This is a genomic window from Candidatus Omnitrophota bacterium (genome assembly GCA_028699255.1).
Classification (GTDB): domain Bacteria; phylum Omnitrophota; class Gorgyraeia; order 2-01-FULL-45-10; family 2-01-FULL-45-10; genus FEN-1322.
Genome location: JAQVUX010000002.1, coordinates 87,340 through 114,306, shown reverse-complemented (window position 1 = coordinate 114,306; position 26,967 = coordinate 87,340). Strand labels below are relative to the sequence as shown.

The window sequence follows — 26,967 nt, the reverse complement described above, 5'->3', positions numbered from 1 at the left end:
TCATAAAGTATCGAACACAACACTATTTTTTCATGCTGTCGATGGCGGATTTGAGAAGACGGCAGTAGAGATCGAAACCGACCGCGTTAATGAAACCGTGCTGTTCGGTACCGAGCAGGTTTCCCGCCCCTCTTATCTGCAGATCTTCCATCGCAAGCTTGAAGCCCGAACCAAGCTCCTGGAACTTCTTTATCGCGACCAGACGCTTCTGCGACTCGGAGCTCAAGACGAGATTCTTCGATACCAGGAGATACGCGTATGCCGCCCGGGTAAAACGGCCGACCCTGCCGCGCAGTTGATAGAGCTCGGATAGCCCGAATTTGTCTGCATGGTTTATTATGATAGTGTTCGCGTTCGGAATGTCTATGCCGGATTCTATAATGGTCGTCGAGACAAGGCAGTCGACTTTGCCTTTGATGAAGTTTATCATCGTCGCCTCGAGCTCTTTTTCATTCATCCTGCCATGGCCTATGGCTATCGATACGTCCGGGACCAGTTTCGCGATCGTCTGAGCCACTCTGTCTATGCCGCGTATCCTGTTGTGGACGAAGAAGACCTGCCCTCCCCTGCGTTTCTCTTTCATTATCGCGTCCCTTATCAGGAGCTCGTCGTAATGCACGACCTTCGTATCTACCGGCAGGCGCTCGGAAGGCGGAGTATTTATGACAGAAATGTCACGGCCGCCCATAAGCGCCAGGTAAAGCGTCCTGGGTATCGGGGTAGCGGTAAGTGTAAGGACATCGACCGAGACGCGCATCTTCTTCAAATGTTCTTTGTGACGCACCCCGAAACGCTGTTCCTCATCAATTATAACAAGGCCGAGATCTTTAAATTTTATGTCGCCCGATATGAGACGATGGGTGCCTATTATTATATCAACCGATCCACCCTCTATCCCTTTCACTATTTCGTCCTGCTCCTTAGCCGTGCGAAAACGCGAAAGCATCTCGACCTTGACGGGAAAACTCTTCATGCGCGTCGTGAATGTGTTGAAATGCTGTTCGGCGAGTATCGTCGTTGGCACTAAGATGGCTACCTGCTTGCCGGCCATGACGGACTTGAACGCGGCGCGGATAGCCACCTCCGTCTTGCCGTACCCCACGTCACCGCAGAGAAGCCGATCCATCGGCTTAGGGGCCTCCATGTCGCGCTTGACCTCGGCGGACGATTTTACCTGATCCGGCGTTTCTTTGTACGGGAACGCTTTCTCCAACTGGGCCTGCCATTCGGTATCCGGCGGAAAGCTGTACCCTCCGGCGCCTGCGCGCTTTGCCTGGAGCTCGAGTAGCTCGAGCGCGACCTTTTGCACGCCCTTCCTGGCGCGCTCCTTGGCGCTCTTCCACAGCGCGGAGCCGAGCTTGTTCAATTTCGGCAAGCGCTTCTCGAACCCGAGGTATTTGTGCAGTTTGTCCAGGTCGGCGAACGGCACATAAAGCTTGTTGGCTCCGGAATACTCTATCGCGAAATGTTCCGTATATTTTTTGTCGACCTTTATCTTTTCGACCCCGAGATACCTGCCTATACCGTGTTCGATATGCACGACGTAGTCGCCCGGCTCTATATCGACGAAATTATCTATCGGCGATTCTTCGACGAACCCGAGTTCTTTGCGGCGTATCTTCTTACGCGCTATGCCGCTTATCGGAAGTATTATGGCGCTTGCGTGTTCCTGCACGGGCTCGTATGTGACAGGATCGACCGAACGTATTTTTTCTACGCGATCATGGAGGAGCTCTATCCTTAGAGGGTATTCAAACGTAACGGGGTATATGGCAATAGTATCGCCGAGACGCGAGAAGTCGCCCTCCTCGGCAACGCGTTTACAGGCGCGGTAACCGTACTCGACAAGCTTCGCCGCAAGAACTTCAACGTCCACGTCTTCGTTTAAGTATATTTTTATGGAATCGAACATAGGCTATTGGTTAGTTTGCTGTTCGAGCGAACGACTGCGGGACGAAGCCGAAGCAGTAGAGAGCCGAAAACTTCTCGACCCGGCCGCCGCCTTCTCTACATCTTTTTGGGAAGAGAAACACCTAAAAGACGCAAACCGTTCGCGAGGACTATCCTGGTACAATCGACCAGCACCAGGCGCGATTTCGTAAGCGATACGTCACTGCCTACGACCCTGTGCTTATTATAGAAGGAATGGAATAGCGTGGCAAGATCCTGAAGGTATTGCAATATAACATATGGCTCCTGCACCTTACCGCTTATACTTACAAGCAGGGGAAATTGTCGCAAGGCTCTTAAAAGCTCGAGCTCCTCCGGCTCTTTCAGGAGACGTGAGTCGAACTTTGCCGTAACTATATGCGCGCGATGGCTGTATTCGAGTATCGACCATATCCTCGCGTGGGCATACTGGATGTAATATACGGGGTTCTCCGATGACTGTTTTTTAACCAGGTCGAGGTCGAAATCGAGGTGGCTCGATACGCGGCGCATGAGAAACGCAAATCTGGCAACGTCCTTACCGACTTCGTCCATGACCTCGCGCAGAGTAACGAACTCCCCTGCCCTCGTCGACATCGAAACGACCTGCCCGCCTTTATAAAGCGTAGCGAGCTGTACGATCAATACCGTCAGCGATTCTTCCGAAAAACCCAGCGCTTTTATCGCCGCCCTCATGCGCGGGATGTAGCCGTGGTGATCCGGCCCCCAGATATCCGTTATCCTTTTAAAACCTCTCCTGTATTTTTCGAGATGGTAAGCGATGTCCGGCGCCAGATACGTCTTGCTTCCGTCGGATTTAATAAGAACCCTGTCCTTGTCGTCGCCGAAGAGCGTCGATTTGAACCATACAGCGTTGTCCTGTTCATAGACATAGCCTTTTTCTTTCAGAACAGCTATCGCTTTATCCACCTTGCCGGACTTCCTCAAAGCTTTCTGGCTGTACCAAACATCGAATTTTACGCCGAAATCCTTAAGGTCTTTTTTAATATCGTCGAGTATCCATCGAAGCCCGAATTCACGAAATATGGTTATGTCTTTGCTATCTAAGTGCTTCTTACCGTGTTTCTTCTTAAATGCCTTGGCTATATCTGAAACATACGCCCCTTTGTATCCGTCCGCGGGAAATGGTTCAGTGGACCCGAAAAGTTCCTTATATCGGGCCATTATGGACTTACCCAGATTGTCCATCTGGGTGCCTTCATCATTTAGATAATACTCCCGGGTTACATTGTATCCCAGGAACTTGAGAATATTGGCTAAAGAGTCGCCTATAGCCGCTTGCCTGCCATGCGCTATGGTAAGCGGGCCCGTCGGGTTGGCGCTGACGAACTCCACCTGTAGCTTTGTGCCGCGGCCGACTCCGGAACGGCCAAAATTATCCTTTTCCCTTTTTATCTGTAGGAGTATTTTGCATAAGAAATCTTTTGCGAGGAAGAAATTTATAAAACCGGGGGCCTTTACCTCAATACTGCTCACAATGCCTGAAAATTCATCGGTCGAAGCGTCAAGCTTCGCCTTTATAAGAGTTGCCAGTTCGACAGGCGCTTTCCTGGCTATTTTAGCCGAGCGCATGGCTATATTGCTCGAGAGATCTCCGTGGCTTTTTTCCTTAGGTATGTCCAGCTCTGCTTTGAAGTCCGAGGGTATGGAGGATTGCAGACCAAGATCCGTAAATACTTCTTTTACAGACCTTTCGATAACAGCGGCGATATTTTTTTCGATTGTGCCATACTGCATTGTCTTTTATACTATCTTTTGCTTCTTTTTTTCTTTGCCGCGGGGCGCTTCAAAGCCCCCGGCTTCTTTACCTTCAACTTTTTAACACGTTTCGAAGGCTTGCCGGGACGGCGCTCTTTAAAATCTTCCCGCGGCGCCTTTACCCATAAGCCTTCCAGGTCATAGAACGCCCTCGTCTCTTTCAGGAAAAGGTGGCATACAGCCTCACCAAAGTCCAATAGTATCCAGGAAGCCTCCCTCTCGCCTTCTGAATGGCGAACAGGCTGGCCCTTCTCTTTAAGCGTCCTGATTATATTATCGGATAGCGCCCTGACATGAGTAGTAGAGGTGCCGCTTGCTATGACAAAATAGTCACAGACGCTCGACATCTTTCTCATCTTCATGATTACAATGTCGAGCGCCTTTTTTTCCGAGGCAGCGCCGGCTATAGCCAACGCTAAATTCTTCGCTTTTATAGACCCATTCCTTCTTTTTTACTTCATTATCTTATACATTCCAGTGCCACAAGTGGTGCATTTGCCTTTCATGGCCTGTCTCTTGTTCTTCATGATGACTTTCTGGGTGTCCTTCATCTCTTTCTTAGCTTTACATTTTACGCAATATCCTATTTCTGCCATTTATATCACCCCCTTCATGAAATGAGATTATACACTATATTGCCCTTAAGGTCAAGAGCCCATCATTTATAAAGATCACGCTTGATTATATAGGCCCTTACCTTCTCCGGAACCAGATACCTTATCGACCTGCCGTCTTTGAGGCGGCGGCGTATGTCCTCCGAAGAGACCTCTATAGGCGTTATGACCACGGTCTCAACCTCTTCAGGCACGTCCTTGACCGGATATCCGGGCCGGTTAGCCACGATGAACTTGGATATTTTAAATATCTCGTTCACGTTCTTCCAGGAAAAGAGATCCTTGAGAAGGTCAGATCCGGTTATAAAAAAAAGCTGGGCGCCGGTGCCGTATATATTTCTGAATTCTTTTAATGTCTCTATGGAATAAGATTTTTTCTTCGAGTCGAGCTCGAACGTCGAAACCTCAAACGCATTGTTATCCGCTATGGCAAGCTCTACCATCTTAAGCCGGTCTTTAGGTTTTACCGATAGATCGACGTTTTTGTGCGGAGGTATATATGTCGGCACAAACAAGACTTTGTCTAATTTCAGCTTGGACAGGGCCTCTTCAGCCAGTATTAAATGGCCGATATGTATCGGATTGAATGTACCGCCGAGTATCCCTATTCTCATCACAACACCTCTTTTTGCACTTTCATTATTTTCTGACTTGCCCATTACCGTAAACAATATACTTATAAGACGTTAGTTCCTCTATGCCCATAGGCCCGCGCGCATGTAACTTATCTGTAGATATCCCCATCTCGGCGCCCATCCCAAACTCCCCGCCGTCTGTGAACCTGGTAGAAGCATTTACATATACACACGCCGAATCCACCTCTTTTAAAAATTTTGCCGCAACGGCTTTATTTTCGGTAACGATAGCGTCGGAATGATACGAACCGTATTTCATTATATGGGCTATCGCTTCGTCTACGCCGCTTACCACTTTTACGGAAAGCACAAGGCCCAGATACTCCGTATACCAGTCTTTTTCCGTGGCGGCCGCTATGCCTGAAACTATCGCGCGCGTCTTATTACACCCGCGTATCTCGACACCCGCATTCTTATAACGCCTGATCATGGGCGGCAGAAAAACTTTGGCTATCCGCCTGTCTACAAGCAATGTCTCCATCGCGTTACAGACACCGGGCCTTTGCACTTTCGCGTTGAAACATACATCTCCGGCCATCTTCAAATCCGCGGCGGCATCGACATAGGTATGGCACACGCCTTTATAGTGGCGTATCACGGGTATTCTTGACTTTTTAGACACTTCCCTTATAAGTGATTCTCCCCCGCGAGGTATTACAAGGTCTATCACGCCTTCTTTTTTCAGAAGCTCATCGATTATACGCCTATCTGTATCGTTTATTATCGAGATAGCGCCGTCGGGAATATTATGTTTTTTGGCTTCCTTGTTCAAGACGCTGAATATCGCCAGATTCGAATTTATCGCTTCACTTCCGCCCCGCAGTATAACGGCATTGGAAGATTTCAGGCACAGCCCAACGCAATCACTCGTAACATTAGGCCTCGATTCGTATATTATAAGGATAAGGCCTATCGGCACCCGGACCTTTTTTATCAATAACCCGTTAGGCCTCTGCCTCGTTTCAAGAACTTTTCCGACAGGATCCTGAAGCTTCGTGATCTGCGATAGCGAAGAGGCCATCGCGAATATCCTGTTTTCGTTCAGAGTAAGACGGTCTATCACCGCCTCCGGAATTCTCTTTTTTACGGCAAGCGTTACGTCCTTCTTATTTGCGCGGATTATTTGACCAGTGTTCTTTCTAAGAGCTTCTGCCATCGCCAGAAGCGCCCTGTTCTTCGTGTCGGTATCGACCAGCGCAAGTTCGCGGGACGCTTTTTTAGCTTTGGCCGTAAGAATTTCTATCGTTTTGATATTCATGTTATCACCAGATTATCTTTATGCACCACTTCGTCCGGCATCTTTCCGCCGCCAAGTATGGTTTTAAAACTGCTCGTCTTCATGCCTTTTATCCTTGCAAGATCCAAGGCTGAATAGTTCGTAACGCCTCTGGCTATTTCCCGCCCGAGCTCATCCTCGATGCGTACGACATCGCCGCGACGGAACTGTCCGTCGAGCAAGGTTACCCCGGAGGCAAGCAGTGAAGAGTCTTTCTCAGTGAGCGCCGCCTTTGCCCCGGCGTCTACGCGTATGCCGCCCTTAGGTCGCGATGAGAACGCTATCCACCGCTTCCGCGCTAAAAACTTCCCCTCGCCGTGCCTGAAGGCCGTACCGATACCTGCGTCGCCCCGGACGATCCTGCGAATAACATCCTTGGCCGCACCGTTGGCTATCATGCAATCCACGCCTGCGCGCACCGCGCTTCGCGCGGCCTCGATCTTCGTCGCCATGCCGCCGGTTCCCAGGTCGCAATGGCTTTTCCCGCCGAGCCTGGCGATCTCAGGAGTTATCTCGGAGACTTCGGTTATGACTTTACCTTCGCCGTCGAGAAGCCCGTCTACATCCGTCAGTAATATCAAAAGATCCGCGCCCCAGAGATCCGCCACAAGGCATGAAAGCCGGTCGTTGTCGCCGCACTTTATTTCTTCGGTCGCGACGGTGTCGTTCTCATTTATGATAGGCACTGCCTCATGTTCCAGGAGTTTATTTATGGTATGCTTGATATTAAGATATCTGGCCCTGTCGTTAAAATCCTCCTGCGTCAGAAGCATCTGTCCGACATGTATCTTAAAAGGCCTGAACAACTCGCTGTAAACCTGCATCAGGCGGTTCTGTCCGATGGCCGCCGTCGCCTGTAGCGAGGCCAGATCCGCGGGCCGCTTCTTCAATCCCAGAAGCGCAAGCCCCGACCCGATAGCCCCGGAGGTTACCAGGACGACATCTGCACCTTCTTGCGTAACACCGGCGATTTGGCATACAAGATCCTTCATCCGCGCCGTATCGAGCGTGCGGTCTTTGGTCGTTATGACTTTAGTGCCTATTTTTACGACTATCTTTTTATAGTTTTTCATATCTCTTCAGCCTTGATCGTCTTGCCTATCTGGATGAGCAGTTCTTTTACGCCTTTACCCGTAAGCGCCGATACTTCGAAATATTTTTTCTTTGTCCTTTTTCTGAACGCCTTCAAATTCTCTTTCGCCTGCGGACAATCCGTTTTATTCAGGACTATTATCTGCTTTTTACGCGCCAGTTCTTTCGAGTACGCCTTTAACTCTTTATTAAGATTTACATAATCCGAATACGGGTCCCTGCAATCCGTCCCCGCTATATCGACGATATGTATGAGGACTTTCGTCCTTTCGATATGACGCAGGAACTTATGCCCCAGGCCGCGGCCTTTATGCGCGCCTTCGATAAGCCCGGGTATATCCGCTACCAGTATATTGAAATCGTCGTGAAGTTTAACCATGCCGAGAACCGGCTCTTTAGTGGTGAAAGGATAACTCGCTATCTTCGGCCTGGCGGACGATATGCGCGATATCAAAGTCGACTTGCCGGCATTGGGATAACCTATTATTCCGGCTTCGGCTATAAGCTTCAATTCTAATTCTACTATCTTCGTCTCGCCGGGCTCGCCCTTGAGCGCCTCGCGCCCTCTGGAATTACCCCTGCCGCCGAACCCGCCTTTGGCTATGATAACACTATCGCCTACTTTAGCGAGATCGCGTAAAACAAAACCGTTTTCAGAGTCTCTTATTATCGTGCCGGCGGGGACCTTAATGTGGACATCCTGCCCCCTGGCGCCCTTCTTGTGATTGGAACTGCCGTTGTATCCCGAGTCTGCCTTGAAATGACGTCTGTACTGAAAATCCAATAAGGTATGGACGTTGCTGTCGGCCTCTAATATCACATTCCCGCCGTCACCGCCCGGCCCGCCATCCGGGGTACCGATCCGGTTGACCCTGTCGCGGTATAGGCTATTACAGCCATCCCCTCCGGACCCGGCCTGAACTTCTATCCTGGCTTCGTCTATAAACATTATTCTCCTTCGCCTTTCACTATTCGGACTAAGGCAGGGCTTCGGAGAAATTATTCCTGCGAAGCCGTACCGAAGTTATTTAGTGGACGGCGTAGCAGAATACTTTGCGGTTTGCTGGATTATCGTAACAACTTTATTCGGCGTGAATCGCACCTTGCCGGCTACCAGGGCAAACAGCGTATGATCTCTGCCCGTTCCTACATTACGACCCGGCTTAAACTGCATGCCCCGTTGTCTTAATATGATACTGCCCGCCGTCACAACCTGGTCGTTATAACGCTTTACACCCAGGTTCTTCGGCTGGCCGTCTCTTCCGTTAACTACGTGTGCCATTGTATTATCCCTTTGCTATCGCTATCTCTTTAACTTTCAGCTTCGTGGCCGCCTGCCTGTGGCCTATTTTTTTCTTCTCGCTCTTGCGTTTTTTATACTTGAAAGCCACCACTTTATCAAGACGCACCTCGCCGAGCGACTCGCATATCACGTGCGCGCCTTTTACGTAAGGACTGCCCACATGGATGGAGTTTCCGTCTTTGGCTAAAAGAACGTTTGAAAGTTTCACATCATCGCCGGATTTGGCTTTGAGTTTTTCAACGAGTATTATGTCGTTCTTAGCCACCTTATACTGCTTACCGCCTGTTTCGATTACCGCGTACATCGTTTACCTCCGAATTTAAGAGATTGGGATTATACCACGCCTTCCACCGCCCGTCAAGCTATTCCCATTTACCCTATTTCTGCTCGATCTTCATGTCTTCTAAGTGAAGATTGGGATCCTCGATGACGCGGATGTTCTTCCTGAATCGCCGCTCGAGGGGTTTGACCATATTACGTTCCGTAGCGGCAACGTGATAAGCCACGTCGGGATGCAGGGAGACGAATACATCCCTCGACCTGGACTCCGCGAGCGCCTGTTCCAGCTTTCGCATCAGTTCGAGGGAGATGGTCGATACGCTCTTTACTATGCCGCGGCCGTTGCAGTATGGACACTTCTGGTAGCTCTTGCCTTCAATCGACTTTCTCATCCTCTGCCGGGTCATCTCGACAAGTCCGATACTCGATATATTCAATATCTTGGTCTTGGCTTTATCTCCTTCGAGGTGCTTCTCAAGAGTTTTAACTACATTGCGCCGGTGGTCGGCAAATTCCATGTCGATAAAATCGATGATGACGATGCCGCCAAGGTCACGGAGTTTGAGCTGACGCGGGATCTCTTCGGCCGCTTCGATATTGGTCTTGAAAGCGGTGTCTTCCAGGTTCTTTTTTCCAACAAATTTCCCGGAATTGACATCGATAGCGACAAGCGACTCGGTCTGATCGAATATTAAATAGCCGCCTGATTTAAGCTGGACTATCCTGTCGTATATTTTACTTACCTGCTTCTCTATGTCGAATTTCTCGAAAAGCGGAACCCTGTCGGAGTGAAGCTTCACTCTCGGGCGAAGATGAGGAGCCAGTACCCGCAGAAAATGCGATATTCTTTTAAAATCGCCTTTCGAGTCTATCTCCATCTTCGACACATCGGCCGTAAATATATCACGAGCCACGCGCAGGATAAGGTCATACTCCTGATGTATCAATTGCGGCGGCTTTACCCGTTTTACCTTAGTTTTTATCTGTTGCCAGAGGTTTAAGAGATATCTCGATTCCCTGGAAAAGTCTTTCTCGCTTGCGCCCTGCGCCGCCGTCCTGACTATGAAGCCGATGTCTTTCGGCAGTTTCAGATCCTCCATTATCTTTCGTATTCTGTCCCGCTCCTGCCTCGACTCAATCCTTTTCGATAAGCCTATATGATTATCGAACGGCATCATGACGAGAAACCTTCCGGGTATGCTTATATGAGTGGTGAGCCTTGCGCCTTTCGTGCCTATCGGCTCCTTAACCACCTGCACCACGACGTCGTCGCCTTTTTTCAAAAGTTCCGTTATGGACGGAAACTTCTTCGCTTCGACTTTCTCCATCTCTTCGGAAGCGCCCTCTTCCAAAAGTTTTTCGTAACTGGCAACTCCGCTTACAACATCGGCAACATGCAGGAATCCGTTCTTCTCGAGCCCCAGATCCACAAAAGCCGCCGCCATGCCCGGTAGTACGGACTCGACTGTGCCCTTATATATATTTCCCACAAGGTTCACGTAATCCGGCCGTTCGATGTAAAACTCCTCGATGCGCTTATCCTCGAGTATCGCCACTCGTTTTTCGTGTTGCGCTATATTTATGTATATTTCCCTATGCATTCTTATCCTTCTCCTTGAGCGCCGGTCACCCTGACTCCATCCGGCAGTTCTTTATTTATACGTTCCATAAAATCTTTTGCCTCAACAGGCTTGTCCATACAGACAACCGCTTCTTCATTACCGCTTTCGACACCCAGCTTTAATGCCCTGACTATGCTCACCTTGAGGCGCGGGGTAAAACCTTTAGTGATCGTAACAGGCAGGCCAGCTCTCCGGAAGGCTCTCTGGAAAAGCCGTATCAGGTCGAGATGCGAAATAAAACGCATATCCGCGGTCTTCTGAAATACTATCCTTATCTTTATTTCTTCTTTCCCTTTTTTGTATCACCGCTATCGGGTGGTCTTATCATAGTATAAGCTGGAGTGTAGACATTGCTCGGGATAGGTATATCTTTTATTCCCTGTCCAGGCTCCATAAGATTTACGGTAATAAAGAATATCAACTCTGTCTTCTGCTTTGTGATCTCTTTTTTGGAAGTCATAAATCCTAATATCGGCACATTTTCGCAAATATCTCCGATGATCGGAAGCTTATGCTTCATATTAACATCGTTCTCTTTGATAAGGCCGCCTATAAAAATCGTCTGTCCGTTCTTTATCATAACCTGCGTCTTGGCGATACGCGTAGAGAATACCGGCGCGACGACACCACTGGTAGCATCGAGAGTATCGTAACGCAATAGATCCGTTATCTGCGGCTCCAGATCCACCACTATCTCGCCGACATCATTTATATGCGGGGTCACCTTCAATATAATGCCGAGATCCTTCGCGGTATATCCGGTTATCTCCATTTTACCTGTCGAAGAATTTCTCTCGTAGGTAGGCATATTAAGAGTCTGCCCCACGTTTATCAGCGCTTCGTGATTATTCAGAGTGGCAATCCTCGGGTTCGACACCACGTCCGTATTGGTCCTCTCCTTCAACATTTCCAGAACTGCGGTAAGCCCTGTAAAATCGAGCGTGCCGAACGTATAATCATCCGTGGTAGCATACGGGAATGCCGACACACCGGTCGCATCGTGAGGAAAATCGGTCGTTTCCGTAACAGATGAACCTGTAATCGATGTAGACATCGTTGGGGAGGTTACCTGCACCTGCGGCAACCATTTGCTCGCGAGAGCAAATTGCGAGAACGGGAACGTGATCGGGCGCTTGGCGCCGGACGCGCTTACCTTAACACCCCAGTTAATACCCATCTTTTCGTCATCGCCGAGCACGGTTTCGATTACCCTGGCATCTATCAGTACCTGTTGCGTCTTTTTATCAAGCCGCGATATGATCTGGCTTATTTTATAAAGATTGGTCGGGATGTCGGTAACTATAACCGTATTTGTCCGTTCATCGAATGTAACCTTGCCTTTTTCACTTACTATGTTTTTTATCGAATCCACAACATCCTTGCACTTGCTGTAATTCAAACTGAACGCCTGGGAGGCCAGTTCTTCCTGTTTCAGCTGGCTTACCGTAACAACCCTGATTATGTCACCTTCACGTTCGTAAGCAAAACCGTAATTGCGCAATATGATGTCGAGCGCGACTTTCCATGGCTTATTGGTCAGCTTAAGATCTATCACGCCTTTGACGTCCGGAGCCGGGACTATATCCACCCCCGAAACCTCCGATATATACGCCAGGACGGTCTTTATGTCGGCGCCTTTAAAATTTATTGTAACGTTGCCGGAATCGAGTAACAACGTCTTATCCTGAACTGACTTCTCCGGTACGACCGGAACAGCGGAAACATCTGTTTGCGCGGGGGTAGTATCCGTCTTTGAGATGGAAACATCTGTCTGAGCCGATGAAACAATCGGGTCTTTATTTTCTATCGGATCGCTTTCCTGCGTAAGAGCCTGGCCGGAGGAAGAAAAAATAAGAAACAGCGCTACAAATATTATGGTATTTTTACTATTCACCCTTTTTGCCTCCTTCGTCGGGCAGTTTGATCGTATACTCTTGTCCGCTTATCATAAGCAGGACTGAACTTTTCATTATCTTTTTTACTTCAACCTCGCCGATCTTAAACTTTTCCTTCACGAGATCGCCGTTAATAAAAGCCATGCGGTTACCGGTGGCATCGAGAGCAATGCCCTCCAGGCATATATCATCCGGAGAAGCCACCTCAGCGAGGGGCGCCAGAGACGTAGGGCGTTCCTGTCCTATCAACGGCACAAACGGATCCCGTTTTGCATGAGGATCGTACGCCACACCGTCCGCCATAAGAAAAGCCGGCAACATCACAAGCGTTAAAGTCGAAAATACGATAGTTTTTTTTAACGTCATCCATTCACCAAAAGTATGTATGTCAAAACGAGTATCTCTACGTCATGCCTTTTAGGAGCAGACTTATTGGATTTTATGCTTATATCCGCCACCTTCATGAATCTGTCAGAAGTTTCAAGGTTGGAAATGAATCTGCCTAATTCATGATATCCGGACTTAGCGCTTATAAGTATCGGTATCTCCTGATATATAGTTTGAGTTGGTACCTTATCATCTTTGGGCGGTAATGGCGTTATGCCTACTATTTTAACGCCCGACCTCTTGGCCATGTCCGAAAGATCCGAAAGTAATTTTGGTATCTCCTGGCCGGCCGGCAAGGTCCTTTCGTAAGATTCTATCCTGTCGCGGGAAGCCGCCACCTGTTTTCTCAAACCTTCAACCTGAGAGACATCTCGTTCCGCGGCCTTGACCTCGCTCGAAATATTATTCAATTTTTTGTACGCCTTAGCTATGCCCGATATCTGCGGCAATAGTAAAAAATTGACATACAGATATAAAAATCCTGCGGTCGCGGCCACAGCGATGATAGTCACCTGTTTTGCGTTCTTCAGGTCTAATTGAAATTTTCCCATAAGCCCACCAGTTAATTCTTAAATTGACACGTTATTTTAAAGCTCATGGCTTCCTGCTCCAAAACCTTTTCGCTTTTTATCGACTCGAGCTTTATCTCGCTAAAATCAGCGAAGAAAGCCGCGCTCTCTTTCATTTGGGCAATAAACTTACCGACAAGCGCCGTCCCCTGTTCTCCCATGCTGGTCGCATATCCCGAAATATTGAGATACCTAAGCACAGCCTCTTTCGTCTCGGTTTTTGTTATCTCTTTCTTAACACCGGAACGCATTGAGGAAACCGGAACCTGCACCGCTATCTGACTCATTTTCTCGTCATATGAAAGGTCCGTCAACCATATGCCCTGCGGTACGCAATCGCTCAGTTCGTTCAGTTTTCCGGCCCAGCTAAAGCGATTTGCGAGGAGTTCGTCTATGGCCTTTGCCTTACCATTCGCTATATCCGCTTCCACCTTCAGGGATTCATACTCCTTCTTCTCCGGTAAAAGGCGGCTGTACTTTCGCTCCAGGCCGCTGGATAAACTCGAGCTTCTCGCTCCTATGAAGAACAGGACGATGTGTGTCACTATAAGTACGGCTACGGCCGATATCGCGACATTTTTGAAAAGCCGGGCATTGCCCTTGAAGTCTATCTTAAACTGTGTAAGGGAAGACTCCTTTGCCCTCAACTCTTCCGGTAATAGATTTATCGTTATCATATTAACCTATCGTAAACATAAGCCCGCGGCTATGCCAAAAGAACTTCTCACTCCGGACAGGGCTTCCGCATCTATTCCTACCGAAGAAACATCCATAAACTCCAATGGATCCCAGGATATGGGTTGCACTCCCAACGCATCTTCGAAAGCATCCTTAAAGCCGCCCATGTTAGCCGAACCACCCGAGATGTATACTTCGTCCACGCCCTTCCCGGCCTGATTTTCATAATATCCAAAAGAGAGTTTTATCTCGTCCAGGAGATCGTTAAAACTGTTCTTAACACACTCGGCTATCTCCTGCTCCTTCTCTTTAACCGGACGCAACTTTAGTTCCTCGGCCGACTTCTGATCTACTCCAAGACGCCGCGATATGGCAAATGTAAAATCATTGCCGCCAATCGCTACGTCTCTTACAAAGTGTATGATATCGCCCTTCAATATACTGAGATTGGTATGCACGCCACCCATATTCAATACAGCGTATGATTTATTCGGATCGATCGTTTTATGGTTTCGCAAAAACGCGTTGGTAACGGCAAAGCTGTCGACGTCTACCACCCTGACCGAAAAACCGGCTTTTTCAACAGTCTTGATCTTTTCCTGGACATATTCCTTTTTTGCGGCAACAAGAAGTATCCCGAATTTGTTTTCTTTATCGTCTTTATTAAGCGTCTGAAAATCGACAACGCAATCGCTTATATTGTAAGGAATGAACTTTTCGGCTTCATAACGTATGGCGCCTTTTAGCGCGGATTCATTCATTTTAGGCAGTGTTATGAATCTGACTATGACCGAAGGACCCGAAAGAGATATGACCGCTTCTTTGGCGGATATACGCGATTCCGATGCGAGAGATTTCAGCGAGTCCGATATCTCCGCACCCGAAAGGCCTGAAACATCCTTAAAACCCATACCTGTTATAATCGGTTTCTCCGCCGGACCGGAAACCTGTAGCATCTTTATGAGTGAAGCGCCGATATCGATACCTACGCTGGCTCCCGAGGTTTTCGTCATAACTTATGCCCTTCGTCCTCGTAGGTACATCGGACTTGCGGGTTAGAGCCTACCGCGCTAAGCACATAATCTCCTCCGGAGGGGCATTTTGGTTTACCATTGCGTATGTAGTTCGCATACATACTGTCTTCCTGCTCCGTGGAAATATCGGCTCCTGATGTTATATTATTATCTATTGCCCATTGCTCAACAGCCGCCGTTATCTTCTTCAGATTGTTTATACAAACGGTCTGTTTCGATATGGAGCTCATGCGAAAGAAATTCGGGATTGCTATAGCCAAAGCTATAGCAATGATCGCGACTACGATCATTATTTCGATGAGAGTAAAACCTTTTTTTCTAAACACGCTCATATATAATAATAGTCCTAAATATTAATCATATATCATGATAATGATACTAAAGTATCATAATATTGGGGGTTTGTCAAGACGATGGGCCTAATACAAAAGCTCCGCATTTCATGCGGAGCTTTTGCTTATACAACACGCGTTCTTAGCCGATATTATGACAGAGAATGCGCGGGGCTAACTGTATTGCCAACCGAACATGTCGGCCTGTTATTAACCGTGGCAAGCGTATAATTCCCGCCAGCCGGGCACGCAGGCTGAGTCCTGATATAGTTCGGAACCAGATCGTTCCATGTAGGTGTAGCGGTATCAGCCGCGCCGGTATCAACAGCCCATACCTGAGTGGCCCCCTCTATCTGCCTGAGGTTAGCTATGCACGCCTCGGCCTGAGCTTTCTGCCTGGCTCTGACAAAGTTCGGAATGGCTATCGCCGCCAATAGACCGATGATTGCGACTACTATCATTATTTCAACAAGCGTAAAGCCTTTCTTTCTCAACATTATCATCATTTTATTATTTCACCTTCCCTTCTCCCACGATTGGGAATATTTTAAAAAACCTATGTAAGTTTACCTTATAAATGCCGGTTTGTCAAGGGTATGGGGTAATTTACCCGCTAACTATCGATGTTATCTTGAATATAGGCAGGAACATACATATGACTATCGAACCTATAACAATACCCAGAAAAGCTATGATCAGGGGCTCCATCATGCTGGTAAGGCCGCTTACCGAAGCATCGACCTGCTCATCGTAAAAATCCGCTATCTTCGACAGCATCTTCTCCAATTGCCCCGTCTGTTCACCAACGGATACCATCCTGGTAACCATAGGGGGAAATATCTTGGATCGCGAAAGAGGCTCCGCTATGCCCTCCCCCTCGCGGACATTAGCGCGAACTTCTTCTATCGCGCGCTCGACAAGCTTATTACCGGACGTCTTCCCGACTATTTCCAGCGACGACAGTATTGGAACGCCCGATTTGACAAGGGTGGAAAAAGTCCTGGTAAACTTACTTACCGCAACTTTGGTAAATAGTATGCCGAATACCGGTAGCCGCAGTAATGCGCTATCGAACATAAGCCGCCCTTTTTCGGTCTTGAAAAACCGGAATATTAAAAACCCGATGGCTATCGCCCCTCCGGCGCAGATAATAAAATATTTTTGCAGGGCGTCGCTTATCGTAATAAGTACCAGGGTCGGCATTGGGAGCTGGGCTCCAAAACCCGAAAATATGCCTTTAAAGACCGGGATGACTTTTAAGAGAAGAAGGAGTGTTATGCCCAAAGCCATGCTTGTCACTACTGCAGGATAGACGAGCGCCGATTTTACTTTTCGCTGAAGAGAACTCGTCTTTTCCAGATAAAGCGCAAGGCGATCGAGTATCTCGTCGAGCATACCGCTCGACTCTCCGGCTTTTACCATGTTAACGAAAAGCTGTGAAAACACTTTTTTATGCGCAGACAACGCCTCCGAAAGGCTCGACCCCGTTTCGACTTTATTACGGATATCGACGACGATTTCGGCAAAAGTCTTGTTCTCGACCTGTTCGCTCAGTATGTCGAGCGCGCCTACAAGAGGAATACCGGCATCCACCATGGTCGCCAGCTGTCTCGAAAATATCACAAGGTCGTCGATCTTTATCTTCTTCCCGGAGCCAAAACGCATCGAGAACATTGAATGGGAAGCTTCTTCGGAGAGTGATATTATAATAAGTTCCTTCTTCCTTAGCCCGCCTATCGCAGAGGAACGGTCCGGGGCTTCAAGCGTGCCTGAGATATTCTTACCGTTCATGTCTTTGGCTGTATATTTAAAATTCATATACCTTTAATCCTCCGAAGTAACCCGTAGCACCTCTTCGAACGAAGTGGCTCCGCTCATTAAATTTTCCACGGCGTTATCTCTGAGCGTCATCATGTGCAGTTCCTTTACAGCGTAATCTTTTATGACATCGCTGGAAACTTTCTTCATTATCATGTCGCGTACTTTGTCGTCGATAAGAAGCGCCTCCAGAATGCCTATCCTGCCGTAATAGCCGGTACTATTGCATTTTGCGCACCCCTTACCATGATAAAAATTCTTCACACCGCGCCGCTCGGCGTCTTCATGACTTAAACCGAACCTTTTCAACGCGCTTTCCGGTATGTCGACGGCCGTTTTGCAATTAGGGCATATCTTCCTCATCAACCTCTGAGCGGACGCCAGGACGAGGCTCGAGGCAACCAGGAATGGTTCGACGCCCATATCGATAAGGCGCGTTACCGCGCCGGCCGAATCGTTGGTGTGCAGAGTGCTCATGATCAGCTGTCCTGTCAGAGACGCCTTTATGGCGATATCCGCCGTCTCAGAATCCCTGATCTCACCGACCATGACGATATCCGGGCTCTGCCGAAGAATGGATTTGAGTCCGCTGGAAAATGTAAGCCCTATTTCCGGTCTTGCCGGTATCTGAGTAATACCTTCAATCTCATACTCGACAGGATCTTCGAGCGTCACTATGTTCCGCTCCGAAGTGTTAAGCTGTGTAATTATGGAATATAGCGTCGTGGACTTACCGCTTCCCGTAGGTCCGGTCACCAATATCATGCCGTAAGGACTCTTAAGCGCCGTTTTAAACGTATTCATCGGCCCGGGCAAAAATCCCAGCTTTTCTATACCGGTACTTAAATTGGCTTTGTCGAGGGCCCTCAAAACGATCTTACCGCCAAAAGCTATCGGCAGTACCGACACGCGGAAATCGATCTCTTTACCGTCGAAATTTATCTTGAAACGGCCATCTTGGGGAAGTCGCGTTTCCGTTATATCGAGTTTTGACATTATCTTCAGACGGGCTATTACGGCATTTTGATTCTTCTTGGGCAGGCTAAGAACTTCGCGGAGATTACCGTCTATCCGGTAGCGTATGCGCAGAGCTTTTTCAGCCGGCTCTATGTGTATATCGCTGGCACGGCGCTTCATGGCCTCGTTTAAAATAAGGTTCACTATCTTAACTATCGGAGCGCTCTTAGATTGTTCCGCTATGTCACTTACATCCATATCCTCTTCCGCATCTTTTCCTGCAATTTCCAGATCATAATGCGGTATCTCTTCCAATATCTTTGATATCTCCTGCGCATGCAATCCGTAATAATTATTTATAGCCTCCCTGATATCGTTTTCCGTGGCGATAACCAGATCTATCTTATAATTAGTCAATATCTTGAGGTCATCTATGGCAAAAAGGTTTAGAGGATCCGACATAGCCACGGTGAGCACCTTGCCGAGCTTTGATATAGGAATAAGCTGATATTGCCTGGCGACTTTTTCAGGGATCAATTCGGAAAGCGACTTGTCTATTTTGTATTTGGAAAGGTCAATGGGCGGCATATTCAGCTGGCGGCTCATCGCGATCATCATCTCTTTTTCTGAAACAAAACCGTTTTCGACAAGTATTTTCCCGAGCGAGCCGCCGGATTTGCGCTGAATAGCAAGAGCCGTATCAAGGTCTTTTTCCTTGACCAGTTTTCCATCGATCAGCGCTTTAACTAATTTATCTTTTAAGGATTCAGCCATTATTCCTCGCTCAACATTATTTCATCGTACCATACCATTATACGGAGGGGATGTCCTGATCTCCAACAGTTACGCGCAAAACCTCATCCAGCGTGGTAAGCCCCTCTAACACTCTCTTAACGCCATTTTCTCTTAACGTCATCATGCCTTCGCGCCGGGCCGCTTCGCGTATACGGTGTTCCTGAGCATTTTCCATAACAAGCGCTTTGATACCCGGAGTCAAAGCAAGTACCTCAATCAAACCTACCCTGCCTTTATACCCCGTCTTGAAACAGTTATTACATCCCTTACCTCTGTAAAATACCACTTTGCCTTTATCCGGTTTTATATTGAGCCGTGCGGCGACTTCCGCATCAAGTTCGTATGGCTCTTTGCACACCGGACATATGCGCCGGACCAGTCTCTGGGCGCCGACCATTACAAGTGAAGAGGTTATCAGAAAAGGCTCAACACCCATATTTATAAGGCGTATGACGGAACCGGTCGCGGTGGTGGTGTGCAGGGTACTCAAAACCAGATGCCCCGTTAATGCCGCCTTTATAGCTATATCCGCGGTCTCGAAATCCCTTATTTCGCCTATCATTATGATATTAGGATCCTGTCTGAGGATCGATCTCAGCGCCGCGGCAAACGTCATCCCTATTTCGGGCAAAGAGGTAACCTGATTCACTCCCTCTATTTGATATTCAACCGGATCTTCTACCGTAACGATATTTTTTTCCGGAGAATTCACGTGTTGCATGATCGAATACAGGGTCGTGGTCTTACCGCATCCCGTCGGGCCGCAAATTAGTATCATGCCGTGAGGCCTGGCGGCCGCTTTTCTTATCTCCACGAGAGATCTTTCATCGAAACCCAGTTTTTCTATATCGAGCGTCGCCTGGGACTTATCCAATATCCTCAACGCTATCTTCTCACCCATGCTTGACGGTATAACCGATATTCTAAAATCGATCTCTCTTCCATGCAGTTTAACCTTAAACCTGCCATCCTGAGGCAGGCGCCTCTCGGCTATGTCAAGATCCGACATTACCTTCAACCGCGATATTATGGCATTGTGAAGTTTTATAGGAGATCGCCTGCCTTCATGCAATATGCCGTCCACCCTGTAACGAACCCTCAACTCCTTCTGTAAAGGCTCGATAAGAACATCGCTCGCTCTTAAATTTACCGCCTCCGCGAGAAGAATATTCGTTATCTTCACGACAGGCGCATCCTGCGTTATCTTTAAAAGTTCGGACGAGCTTTGCACGGCACCATCCACCTCTTCATCCAGCAGTTTTATATTCCTGGCCTCTTCCATATCTCCGACAAGTTTTTCGATGGCCACATTGGTGTCTTCATCGTAATATTGCCTCTGTGCCTCCGTTATATCCTTTTCGGTGGCAATAACCGGACTTATTTTAAAACCCGTAAGCGTTTTTATATCGTCTACGAAAAATATATTGAGAGGATCGGCTATCGCCAGCACCAGCGTATCGCCTATCTTAGATAGAGGCAATATCTTGTAATTCCTGGCCATCTTTTTAGGGATAAGTTTAATAACGGCGGGGTCTATCTTATAACGCGAAAGATTGATAGGCGGTATGCCCAGGCCGTAACTCAGCGCTATCATAAGATCGGCTCTGGTCACCAGTCCAAGTTCGACTAATACATCGCTCAGGCTTCCACCCTTCTCCTTCTGGACGGAAAGCGCCCTCTCAAGATCGCTTGGCTTCAAGAGACCTTTATCTATAAGTATCTTTGTAAGTTTATTTTTAAGTTCGAGTATCATCTTTTTTATAACATTTCGTTATCGCGTTCGTTATGTCGGTCATCGTGCTGACAAAAACCTGGACCTTGCATTTGGTAAGCGTTTCGATATCTTCGACGGCCTGGTAATTAAGCGGGTTCGACATGGCGATCGTCAGCAGATCACCTATCTTATCGATAGCAACGAGATTATATTGTATAGCCACATTAACGGGGATCAGCTTTATCGCCTCTGCGTTGATATCGTAGAATTCCAGCGGAAGATATGGAAAACCATATTGAACCGTAAGCGCCTGGGCGATCTCCTCTTCTTTGGCGAATCCCAGCATAACAAGGATCTGCCCTATCAGGCCGCCCTTCTCTTTCTGAAGTTTGAGCGCCTTCTCGAGTTGCGCCTGGTTTATTATCCCTCTCTCCAGTAGCAGTTCACCCAATTGTTTGGACACTATGCGTTTTATCGACGGCATATGGCCTCTTATTTCTTAAAGATCCTTTTTAGGTCTTCGGGATCCGTACTGCGAGCGAGCATCTCATCGCTCGATATAAGTTTCTTTTGATACAATTCATAAAGAGACTGGTTCATCGTCTTCATCCCGTCTTTCTGCGAAGTTTGTATGACGGAATATATTTGATGAGCCTTTGATTCCCTGATAAGGCTTCTGATCGCCGGTGTAACGACCAGCACCTCAGTAGCCAGCACCCGGCCCTGGCCCGAAGCCTTAGGAATGAGTTGCTGTGACATCACGCCGAGGAGGACAAATGACAGCTGTGTCCTTATCTGCTGTTGTTGATGGGCGGGGAATACGTCGATTATCCTGTTTATCGTCTGGACACAATCGGATGTATGAAGCGTCGCGAAGACAAGATGTCCGGTCTCGGCTACAATAAGCGCCGACTCGATCGTCTCAAGATCGCGCATTTCGCCTATCAATATAACATCGGGATCCTGACGCAAAACGTGCTTGAGTGCCGCGCCGAAAGAATGACTATCACTGTATATCTCGCGCTGGTCTATTATAGCCTTCTTATTATTATACAGAAACTCTATCGGGTCTTCCATCGTAACGATGTGACAAGCCCGGTTCTTATTTATCCAATCGACCATGGACGCAAGGCTTGTGGACTTTCCGCTACCCGTCGCGCCAGTTACCAGCACCAAGCCCTTTGGCCTGTTGCAAAAATCCAGCACAGTCGAAGATGGCAGGCCGCATTGCTCGAACGACCATACTTCATGCGGGATAAGCCGCATCGAGGCGGATACTGAACTTCTCTGTTTAAAAACATTCACTCTGAACCGCCCCACCCCTGCGATGCCAAAAGACATATCGAGTTCCAGTTCCCGTTCGAATTTCTGTTTCTGTTCACTCGACAGAAGACTATAGATAAGGTTCCTGGCGTCTTCAACCGTAAGCACATTTGTATCTGCGGGCACAAGCACTTCATCAACCCTCAAATGCACAGGCATGCCGGCGCCTATATGAATATCGGACGCGTTCTTTTCGACCATCAAATTCAGATATTTATTCATATCGTTGGTCATAAGCTCGCCTTTCATTACATTATCACCCTGTTTTTGCCGGACGTCTTGGCTTCTCTCAATAAAGCGTCAGCCTTTTTAAATAACTCTTCGCCCGTAGCGCCGTCTAACGGATTCTCGCTAACGCCTCCGCTTACCGTCAATGTTCCGGTGCCCGTCTTGACAAAATTGGATGCTTCTATTTTTTTCCGTATCTCCTCGGCAATATTGTAAGACTCTTTCTTATTCTTTTCCGGAAGCAGTATCGCGAATTCATCCGCCGATATTCTGGCGGCCTTGCCTATCGGCACCATATTATCCCGTATAAGCTTCGCCACGCGCCGGAGCGCTTCTTCCGCGGCCAGCTCTCCATGCGTATTCCTGAATCCGACAAAATCATCTATACCAAATATAACAAATGAACACGGCCTCTGGTAAAATATGGCCCGCTTTATCTCTTCGGCAAGCCTGCTAAGTATGAAATTCTTGTTATACAGGTCGGTTAATTCGTCTTTTATTTCCAGCTCGTCGGTCTTTTTATTAAGAAGATCGCTCTCGATAGCTATTACGATCTGTTTTGCAAAAACCTTGGCCAACTCCACGTCTTCATTCCTGTACCTCTGTTCGGCAACCCTGCTTCCTATCATCAAAAGGCCGAAGTTCCTCCTTCCTGAATATATGGGTATGGCGATAAAACACTTGATGCTGTATTTCGCCTTAAAATCTTCGGTATCTTTAGATTGCTTCGAACCGGCATCGATCGCCAGAATGGAACGGGCCGTCACCGCATTCTCCAAAAAACCATGCGCCTTTCTTTTTATAGTAATCTCCTTCAATCCCTCGGCATCCTCTCCTGATTCTACCGTGCATATAAAGTCCGATTCGCTATCTTTAGCCGTATACAAAACGCAGAAACCTGTGTCGAAAAGAAGCGACGCCTTCTCCACCGCCATCTCAAGGATCGGCTCAAGTTTTATGGAACCCGAAGATATCACATCGCCTATTTGCAAAAGGCTCGATAGGGCCAGGACTTTTTTATGCACATCCGTATTGATCTCTCTCATCTTCTGGCCGTACGACTTCAATTCGTCGAGATTGGTCTTTATCTTTTGCGTCATAACATTTATCGATGCGGCCAGGTTTCCCACCTCGTCATCGCTTTGGGCGCGCAGGCTCCTATCGTACTGCCCGTTAGCTATCATATTCGCCTCGATAGCCATATCAATGACGGGATCGACCAAGCTCCTGGCAAGAAATAAGCCGAGCAGGGCTATTAATATTGATACAAATATAACTATACTGGTAGTGGCCAACGAATCTATCTGAGGAAATACGTATAACGAGATGATATATGTGCAGGCAAGTAGCGGTATTATAGACATTAGGCTGAAGGCGAGCAACAGCTTATATCTGAGACCCTTATTCGCAGACGCTATCTTTTTAAAGATACCCATCGTGCCTCCTTAAATGATTTGGATTAGGATCCGAAAATAGTGATAAATTGACCGTATTATTAACGGCATTCATAAGTATACTATATGGATTAACATTTGTCAAATGGGAGGCAAAAAACTATAACTTTATGAAGCTCCACGGCAAGGTTTCTTCCTGCTGTCGTGCCCTGTTCGCGTAGAATGCGGGGTCGATCCCTGTGGCCGCGAATGAATCCGTCCAGAGACCAATATTGAATATATCCTGCCAACCGTCGAATTTAGCGCCTTTTTTCCATGCCTCAAAGATAGCTTTCCCCAATCGCCTATCACCCCTGGCAAAAACAGCCTCTATGAAACTCATATTAAATGGATGAAAATCGATTTCAACAAATTTAGACTTCATCGATTTCCTCAGCGCAATCCTCTTCTCTTCCAGCGACCCGATATTATCCATGGCTGAGCGTTCGAGCCGGGTATGCGGCTTCGGTATAAAAGCGTTTATACTGGCGGTAACATTTGCCGACTTTCCGTCAACTTCCCTTCTGGCATCGGACACCTTGTATATAAGATCGATTATGCCCTGAATATCCTCCGCCCCTTCCTGAGGCAGGCCTATCATAAAATAGAGTTTAACATGACGCCACCCGGCGCGGAAAGATTCGGAGAGCGCGGCGAACAAATTGTCAATACTGATATTCTTGTTAACGAGCTTTCGCATGCGGTCGCTCCCCGCTTCGGGGGCAAATGTAAGGCCGGATTTTTTGACTTTTGAGATAAGGAACGGGACATCTTTTAAGGCGTCCTCTATCCTTAACGACGGAACGGATATCGAAACCGATTTACCGCTGAATTCGCGGTTCAGCGCGTCTATTATGTCTTTCAGTCCTGAATGGTCTATGCTCGATAGTGAAAGGAGCGATATTTCGTCGTATCCGGTCATTTGGTACGCCTCTGTGGCAATCTTCAGAATACGCTCTTTCGACCTCTCGCGGCACGGCCTGTAGATGGCCTGGGCCTGACAAAAGGCACAGCCGTGTTTACAGCCTCGCATTATCTCTATGGCCAATCTGTCATGAACAACCTGCACGTTCGGCACGACCTGTTTTACAGGATAAAAAGCGTCATCCAAATCTTTAATCGTACGTTTTTCGATTTTTTCCGGCGCGGCGGGATCGGTTGAAAAAAACTTTCGTATCGTTCCGTCTTCATTGTATTCGACGCCATACAACGACGGAACATAGACGCCTTTTATCTTTGCCAATTGTCTTAATAGATCTTTCCGGTCGGCTTTGTATCTGTTATACGTTTCCAGTATTTCCGACACAGCATCTTCTCCGTCCCCTATAACGAACGCGTCTATGAAATCGGCCATGGGCTCGGGGTTAAATACAGCAGAGCCGCCAGCTATAACAAGCGGCTCACCGGCAGAGCGTTCCGAAGATAGCTTTGGGATGCCGCCGAGATCCAGCATATTAAGAACGTTCGTATAGCTTAGTTCATAGCTGAGATTAAAACCTATTATGTCGAAATCTTTTATGGGCCGACGGGATTCGAGCGAAAAAATACTGATGCCGTTATTACGCAAAACCGCTTCGAAATCGCGCCATGGCGAGAAGACACGTTCGCACAGGCAATCATCGCGGCCGTTGAGTATGCCGTAAAGTATCTTCATGCCGAGGTTGGACATACCCACTTCATACACGTCGGGAAACGCGAGCAGGAATTTTGTCCGGGCGGGCGTCCATTCTTTGCGGACAGCGTTCCATTCCCCGCCGACATATCGTCCGGGTTTTTGAACCGTCAATAGCAATTCGTTCAGCTTTTCGTTATCCATAGATTATATAGAAATTTTTACGGGTCCTAACGGATGCGGGCATCTAAAAGTTATCCACATTTGTAGGTCACCCTTAAGGGTGCCCTACTTGTTGGAGCGCGCTCACCACTGAGGGAAGGCCCGCAGGGATTCGTGCCGAGTGGGGCGTAAAAGTTCGAGCAGATGCGAGAACTTTTCCCGCAGCGAAATTTTACATGGCTAAAATTTCGCGTCCCACGAGGCATGAATCCCGAAAGGGTCTTCCTTTCGGGTACGAAAAATTTTATGGAGCGAGGCCGATCGCTGGAATCGGCCGAGCGTCCGGAGCAAGCCACAGAGGCACAGCACATTCTATCGCTATTCTATAAGAAAAATACGCAAAACCTTTGCCTCAAAACGTCGAACGGCGCAGGCCGACGTTCAGAAGTAGCCCGATCGCGACGACGGTCGTAATGAGCGATGAGCCGCCGTAGCTTATCATCGGCAAAGGTATGCCCACTACCGGCATGAGCCCGATAGTCATCGATATGTTTATGACCACCTGCAGTCCTATCATTACTCCAACACCGGATGCTATCGCCTTGCCATAAATATCGCTCGTCAGATCCGCTATATTGAACGCCCGCTTCACTATAAAAAAATACATGAGCAATAGAGCCGCCGCGCCCAGAAATCCCCATTCTTCGCCTATAACCGAAAAAATAAAATCTGTATGCCTCTCGGGAATAAAATTAAGCTGATTCTGCGTTCCATTCAGCCACCCTTTACCGAAGAGCCCTCCGGAACCGACCGCGATCTTCGATTGGATTATCGTATAACCGGCACCCAGAGGATCTATGTTCGGATTTACAAATACCATGAGACGCTGACGCTGATAATCGCGCAGGAAGTGCCAGAAAAACGGAAGGCCTGCCAGCCCCACGAGTATCATGGCCCCTAAATATTTAAGCTGTGCGCCGCCGACAACCATTATAGCGAAAAATACCGGTATCAATAATAAAGCTGTGCCCAGGTCGGGTTGCAACAGGACGAGTACAAATGGCACCGCAAGAAGAATCGTCGGTATTAAAAGATTCCGCAGTTCCGACATACGGCCTTTCTTTGCCGCCACATAATTAGAGAGCGCAAGTATAAGAGTCAATTTTATAAATTCGGAAGGCTGGAAGGCAAACCCGCCTACTGAAAACCATCTTTGAGCCCCCATACGCGCATGGCCCAACACCAAAACTAATACAAGAAGCGCGAGATTAGCCCCGTACAAAACATACGCCATATCTACGAACCTCTGATAAGAAATGGACACTATCAGAGCCAGAAGCGTGACGGCAATACCCATCCAACTTATCTGCCTGAAAAAAAAGCTGTCCGCAACCGGCAGATTCTTCGCTTTTGTGGCGCTGTATATGGCGGCAACTCCTATCGCAAATATTACAAACGCCATGATAATCAATAATTTGTCAAAATCCTTATGCCTGTTCAT

General features: G+C 47.8%; 27 protein-coding genes. All 27 read right to left on the bottom strand.

Features of this window, described 5'->3' with window-relative positions; genetic code table 11:
• Positions 1-22: 22 nt before the first annotated feature.
• Complete coding sequence (gene mfd, locus PHS46_02285) at positions 23-1,912, bottom strand: transcription-repair coupling factor (protein MDD3905339.1); 1,890 nt, start codon at positions 1,910-1,912, stop codon at positions 23-25.
• A 95-nt stretch (positions 1,913-2,007) separates the two neighbouring features.
• A complete protein-coding gene (argS, locus tag PHS46_02280; protein MDD3905338.1) occupies positions 2,008-3,687 on the bottom strand; it encodes an arginine--tRNA ligase in 1,680 nt (559 codons plus the stop codon).
• Positions 3,688-3,698: 11 nt separating this feature from the next.
• On the bottom strand, positions 3,699-4,121 hold the full coding sequence (gene rsfS / locus PHS46_02275; protein ID MDD3905337.1) for a ribosome silencing factor: 423 nt from the start codon (positions 4,119-4,121) through the stop codon (positions 3,699-3,701).
• A gap of 39 nt (positions 4,122-4,160) precedes the next feature.
• Positions 4,161-4,304, bottom strand: a complete 144-nt coding sequence (locus tag PHS46_02270; GenBank protein ID MDD3905336.1) for a DUF5679 domain-containing protein — start codon at positions 4,302-4,304, stop codon at positions 4,161-4,163.
• 62 nt (positions 4,305-4,366) lie between these two features.
• Complete coding sequence (gene nadD / locus PHS46_02265; protein ID MDD3905335.1) at positions 4,367-4,936, bottom strand: nicotinate-nucleotide adenylyltransferase; 570 nt, start codon at positions 4,934-4,936, stop codon at positions 4,367-4,369.
• A 25-nt stretch (positions 4,937-4,961) separates the two neighbouring features.
• On the bottom strand, positions 4,962-6,215 hold the full coding sequence (locus PHS46_02260; protein MDD3905334.1) for a glutamate-5-semialdehyde dehydrogenase: 1,254 nt from the start codon (positions 6,213-6,215) through the stop codon (positions 4,962-4,964).
• The gene (proB, locus tag PHS46_02255) at positions 6,212-7,306 is read right to left on the bottom strand and encodes a glutamate 5-kinase (protein MDD3905333.1); all 1,095 of its coding nucleotides are present in this window, start codon (positions 7,304-7,306) and stop codon (positions 6,212-6,214) included. Before proB ends, PHS46_02260 begins: the two co-directional genes overlap by 4 nt.
• A complete protein-coding gene (gene obgE / locus PHS46_02250; protein MDD3905332.1) occupies positions 7,303-8,274 on the bottom strand; it encodes a GTPase ObgE in 972 nt (323 codons plus the stop codon). The genes proB and obgE overlap by 4 nt, the downstream gene beginning before the upstream one ends.
• A 75-nt stretch (positions 8,275-8,349) precedes the next feature.
• Positions 8,350-8,607: a bL27 family ribosomal protein gene (locus tag PHS46_02245; GenBank protein ID MDD3905331.1), complete on the bottom strand. Its 258-nt coding sequence runs from the start codon at positions 8,605-8,607 to the stop codon at positions 8,350-8,352.
• Between the two features lie 4 nt (positions 8,608-8,611).
• Positions 8,612-8,932, bottom strand: a complete 321-nt coding sequence (gene rplU / locus PHS46_02240; GenBank protein MDD3905330.1) for a 50S ribosomal protein L21 — start codon at positions 8,930-8,932, stop codon at positions 8,612-8,614.
• 73 nt (positions 8,933-9,005) lie between these two features.
• Positions 9,006-10,508 carry an Rne/Rng family ribonuclease gene (locus tag PHS46_02235; protein ID MDD3905329.1) on the bottom strand — a complete coding sequence of 501 codons (1,503 nt, stop codon included), beginning with the start codon at positions 10,506-10,508 and terminating at the stop codon, positions 9,006-9,008.
• 2 nt (positions 10,509-10,510) lie between these two features.
• Complete coding sequence (locus tag PHS46_02230; protein MDD3905328.1) at positions 10,511-10,798, bottom strand: TIGR03936 family radical SAM-associated protein; 288 nt, start codon at positions 10,796-10,798, stop codon at positions 10,511-10,513.
• A gap of 8 nt (positions 10,799-10,806) precedes the next feature.
• On the bottom strand, positions 10,807-12,423 hold the full coding sequence (locus PHS46_02225) for a secretin N-terminal domain-containing protein (protein MDD3905327.1): 1,617 nt from the start codon (positions 12,421-12,423) through the stop codon (positions 10,807-10,809).
• Positions 12,416-12,790, bottom strand: a complete 375-nt coding sequence (locus tag PHS46_02220; protein ID MDD3905326.1) for a hypothetical protein — start codon at positions 12,788-12,790, stop codon at positions 12,416-12,418. The genes PHS46_02225 and PHS46_02220 overlap by 8 nt, the downstream gene beginning before the upstream one ends.
• A complete protein-coding gene (gene pilO, locus PHS46_02215) occupies positions 12,787-13,362 on the bottom strand; it encodes a type 4a pilus biogenesis protein PilO (GenBank protein MDD3905325.1) in 576 nt (191 codons plus the stop codon). The genes PHS46_02220 and pilO overlap by 4 nt, the downstream gene beginning before the upstream one ends.
• An 11-nt stretch (positions 13,363-13,373) precedes the next feature.
• Positions 13,374-14,057: a PilN domain-containing protein gene (locus PHS46_02210; GenBank protein MDD3905324.1), complete on the bottom strand. Its 684-nt coding sequence runs from the start codon at positions 14,055-14,057 to the stop codon at positions 13,374-13,376.
• A gap of 6 nt (positions 14,058-14,063) precedes the next feature.
• Entirely contained in the window at positions 14,064-15,071 is a 1,008-nt protein-coding gene (pilM, locus tag PHS46_02205) for a type IV pilus assembly protein PilM (protein MDD3905323.1), read from the bottom strand.
• Complete coding sequence (locus tag PHS46_02200; GenBank protein ID MDD3905322.1) at positions 15,068-15,424, bottom strand: prepilin-type N-terminal cleavage/methylation domain-containing protein; 357 nt, start codon at positions 15,422-15,424, stop codon at positions 15,068-15,070. Before PHS46_02200 ends, pilM begins: the two co-directional genes overlap by 4 nt.
• 152 nt (positions 15,425-15,576) lie before the next feature.
• Positions 15,577-15,930, bottom strand: coding sequence for a prepilin-type N-terminal cleavage/methylation domain-containing protein (locus tag PHS46_02195; protein MDD3905321.1), 354 nt, complete (start codon positions 15,928-15,930; stop codon positions 15,577-15,579).
• Between the two features lie 100 nt (positions 15,931-16,030).
• Positions 16,031-17,242: a type II secretion system F family protein gene (locus PHS46_02190; protein MDD3905320.1), complete on the bottom strand. Its 1,212-nt coding sequence runs from the start codon at positions 17,240-17,242 to the stop codon at positions 16,031-16,033.
• 6 nt (positions 17,243-17,248) lie between these two features.
• Positions 17,249-18,973, bottom strand: a complete 1,725-nt coding sequence (locus tag PHS46_02185; protein ID MDD3905319.1) for a GspE/PulE family protein — start codon at positions 18,971-18,973, stop codon at positions 17,249-17,251.
• Between the two features lie 37 nt (positions 18,974-19,010).
• Positions 19,011-20,747, bottom strand: a complete 1,737-nt coding sequence (locus tag PHS46_02180) for an ATPase, T2SS/T4P/T4SS family (protein ID MDD3905318.1) — start codon at positions 20,745-20,747, stop codon at positions 19,011-19,013.
• Positions 20,731-21,192 carry a hypothetical protein gene (locus PHS46_02175; GenBank protein MDD3905317.1) on the bottom strand — a complete coding sequence of 154 codons (462 nt, stop codon included), beginning with the start codon at positions 21,190-21,192 and terminating at the stop codon, positions 20,731-20,733. Before PHS46_02175 ends, PHS46_02180 begins: the two co-directional genes overlap by 17 nt.
• A gap of 8 nt (positions 21,193-21,200) precedes the next feature.
• On the bottom strand, positions 21,201-22,265 hold the full coding sequence (locus PHS46_02170) for a type IV pilus twitching motility protein PilT (protein ID MDD3905316.1): 1,065 nt from the start codon (positions 22,263-22,265) through the stop codon (positions 21,201-21,203).
• Between the two features lie 14 nt (positions 22,266-22,279).
• Positions 22,280-23,695, bottom strand: coding sequence for a diguanylate cyclase (locus PHS46_02165; GenBank protein ID MDD3905315.1), 1,416 nt, complete (start codon positions 23,693-23,695; stop codon positions 22,280-22,282).
• A 118-nt stretch (positions 23,696-23,813) separates the two neighbouring features.
• The gene (locus PHS46_02160; protein MDD3905314.1) at positions 23,814-25,508 is read right to left on the bottom strand and encodes a TIGR03960 family B12-binding radical SAM protein; all 1,695 of its coding nucleotides are present in this window, start codon (positions 25,506-25,508) and stop codon (positions 23,814-23,816) included.
• Positions 25,509-25,878: 370 nt separating this feature from the next.
• Positions 25,879-26,967, bottom strand: coding sequence for a rod shape-determining protein RodA (gene rodA, locus PHS46_02155; GenBank protein ID MDD3905313.1), 1,089 nt, complete (start codon positions 26,965-26,967; stop codon positions 25,879-25,881).

Bases quoted from the DNA above. Each gene is read 5' to 3' on its own strand.
- argS (MDD3905338.1), bottom strand. From the start codon at position 3,687: ATGCAGTATGGCACAATCGAAAAAAATATCGCCGCTGTTATCGAAAGG.
- proB (MDD3905333.1), bottom strand. From the start codon at position 7,306: ATGAAAAACTATAAAAAGATAGTCGTAAAAATAGGCACTAAAGTCATA.
- PHS46_02270 (MDD3905336.1), bottom strand. From the start codon at position 4,304: ATGGCAGAAATAGGATATTGCGTAAAATGTAAAGCTAAGAAAGAGATG.
- rodA (MDD3905313.1), bottom strand. From the start codon at position 26,967: ATGAACAGGCATAAGGATTTTGACAAATTATTGATTATCATGGCGTTT.
- pilO (MDD3905325.1), bottom strand. From the start codon at position 13,362: ATGGGAAAATTTCAATTAGACCTGAAGAACGCAAAACAGGTGACTATC.
- PHS46_02185 (MDD3905319.1), bottom strand. From the start codon at position 18,973: ATGGCTGAATCCTTAAAAGATAAATTAGTTAAAGCGCTGATCGATGGA.
- PHS46_02165 (MDD3905315.1), bottom strand. From the start codon at position 23,695: ATGGGTATCTTTAAAAAGATAGCGTCTGCGAATAAGGGTCTCAGATAT.
- nadD (MDD3905335.1), bottom strand. From the start codon at position 4,936: ATGAGAATAGGGATACTCGGCGGTACATTCAATCCGATACATATCGGC.
- rplU (MDD3905330.1), bottom strand. From the start codon at position 8,932: ATGTACGCGGTAATCGAAACAGGCGGTAAGCAGTATAAGGTGGCTAAG.
- PHS46_02175 (MDD3905317.1), bottom strand. From the start codon at position 21,192: ATGCCGTCGATAAAACGCATAGTGTCCAAACAATTGGGTGAACTGCTA.
- PHS46_02170 (MDD3905316.1), bottom strand. From the start codon at position 22,265: ATGACCAACGATATGAATAAATATCTGAATTTGATGGTCGAAAAGAAC.
- PHS46_02200 (MDD3905322.1), bottom strand. From the start codon at position 15,424: ATGAGCGTGTTTAGAAAAAAAGGTTTTACTCTCATCGAAATAATGATC.
- PHS46_02260 (MDD3905334.1), bottom strand. From the start codon at position 6,215: ATGAATATCAAAACGATAGAAATTCTTACGGCCAAAGCTAAAAAAGCG.
- PHS46_02235 (MDD3905329.1), bottom strand. From the start codon at position 10,508: ATGCATAGGGAAATATACATAAATATAGCGCAACACGAAAAACGAGTG.
- PHS46_02245 (MDD3905331.1), bottom strand. From the start codon at position 8,607: ATGGCACACGTAGTTAACGGAAGAGACGGCCAGCCGAAGAACCTGGGT.
- PHS46_02190 (MDD3905320.1), bottom strand. From the start codon at position 17,242: ATGAATTTTAAATATACAGCCAAAGACATGAACGGTAAGAATATCTCA.
- PHS46_02220 (MDD3905326.1), bottom strand. From the start codon at position 12,790: ATGACGTTAAAAAAAACTATCGTATTTTCGACTTTAACGCTTGTGATG.
- obgE (MDD3905332.1), bottom strand. From the start codon at position 8,274: ATGTTTATAGACGAAGCCAGGATAGAAGTTCAGGCCGGGTCCGGAGGG.
- pilM (MDD3905323.1), bottom strand. From the start codon at position 15,071: ATGACGAAAACCTCGGGAGCCAGCGTAGGTATCGATATCGGCGCTTCA.
- PHS46_02195 (MDD3905321.1), bottom strand. From the start codon at position 15,930: ATGATGATAATGTTGAGAAAGAAAGGCTTTACGCTTGTTGAAATAATG.
- mfd (MDD3905339.1), bottom strand. From the start codon at position 1,912: ATGTTCGATTCCATAAAAATATACTTAAACGAAGACGTGGACGTTGAA.
- PHS46_02180 (MDD3905318.1), bottom strand. From the start codon at position 20,747: ATGATACTCGAACTTAAAAATAAACTTACAAAGATACTTATAGATAAA.
- PHS46_02210 (MDD3905324.1), bottom strand. From the start codon at position 14,057: ATGATAACGATAAATCTATTACCGGAAGAGTTGAGGGCAAAGGAGTCT.
- PHS46_02160 (MDD3905314.1), bottom strand. From the start codon at position 25,508: ATGGATAACGAAAAGCTGAACGAATTGCTATTGACGGTTCAAAAACCC.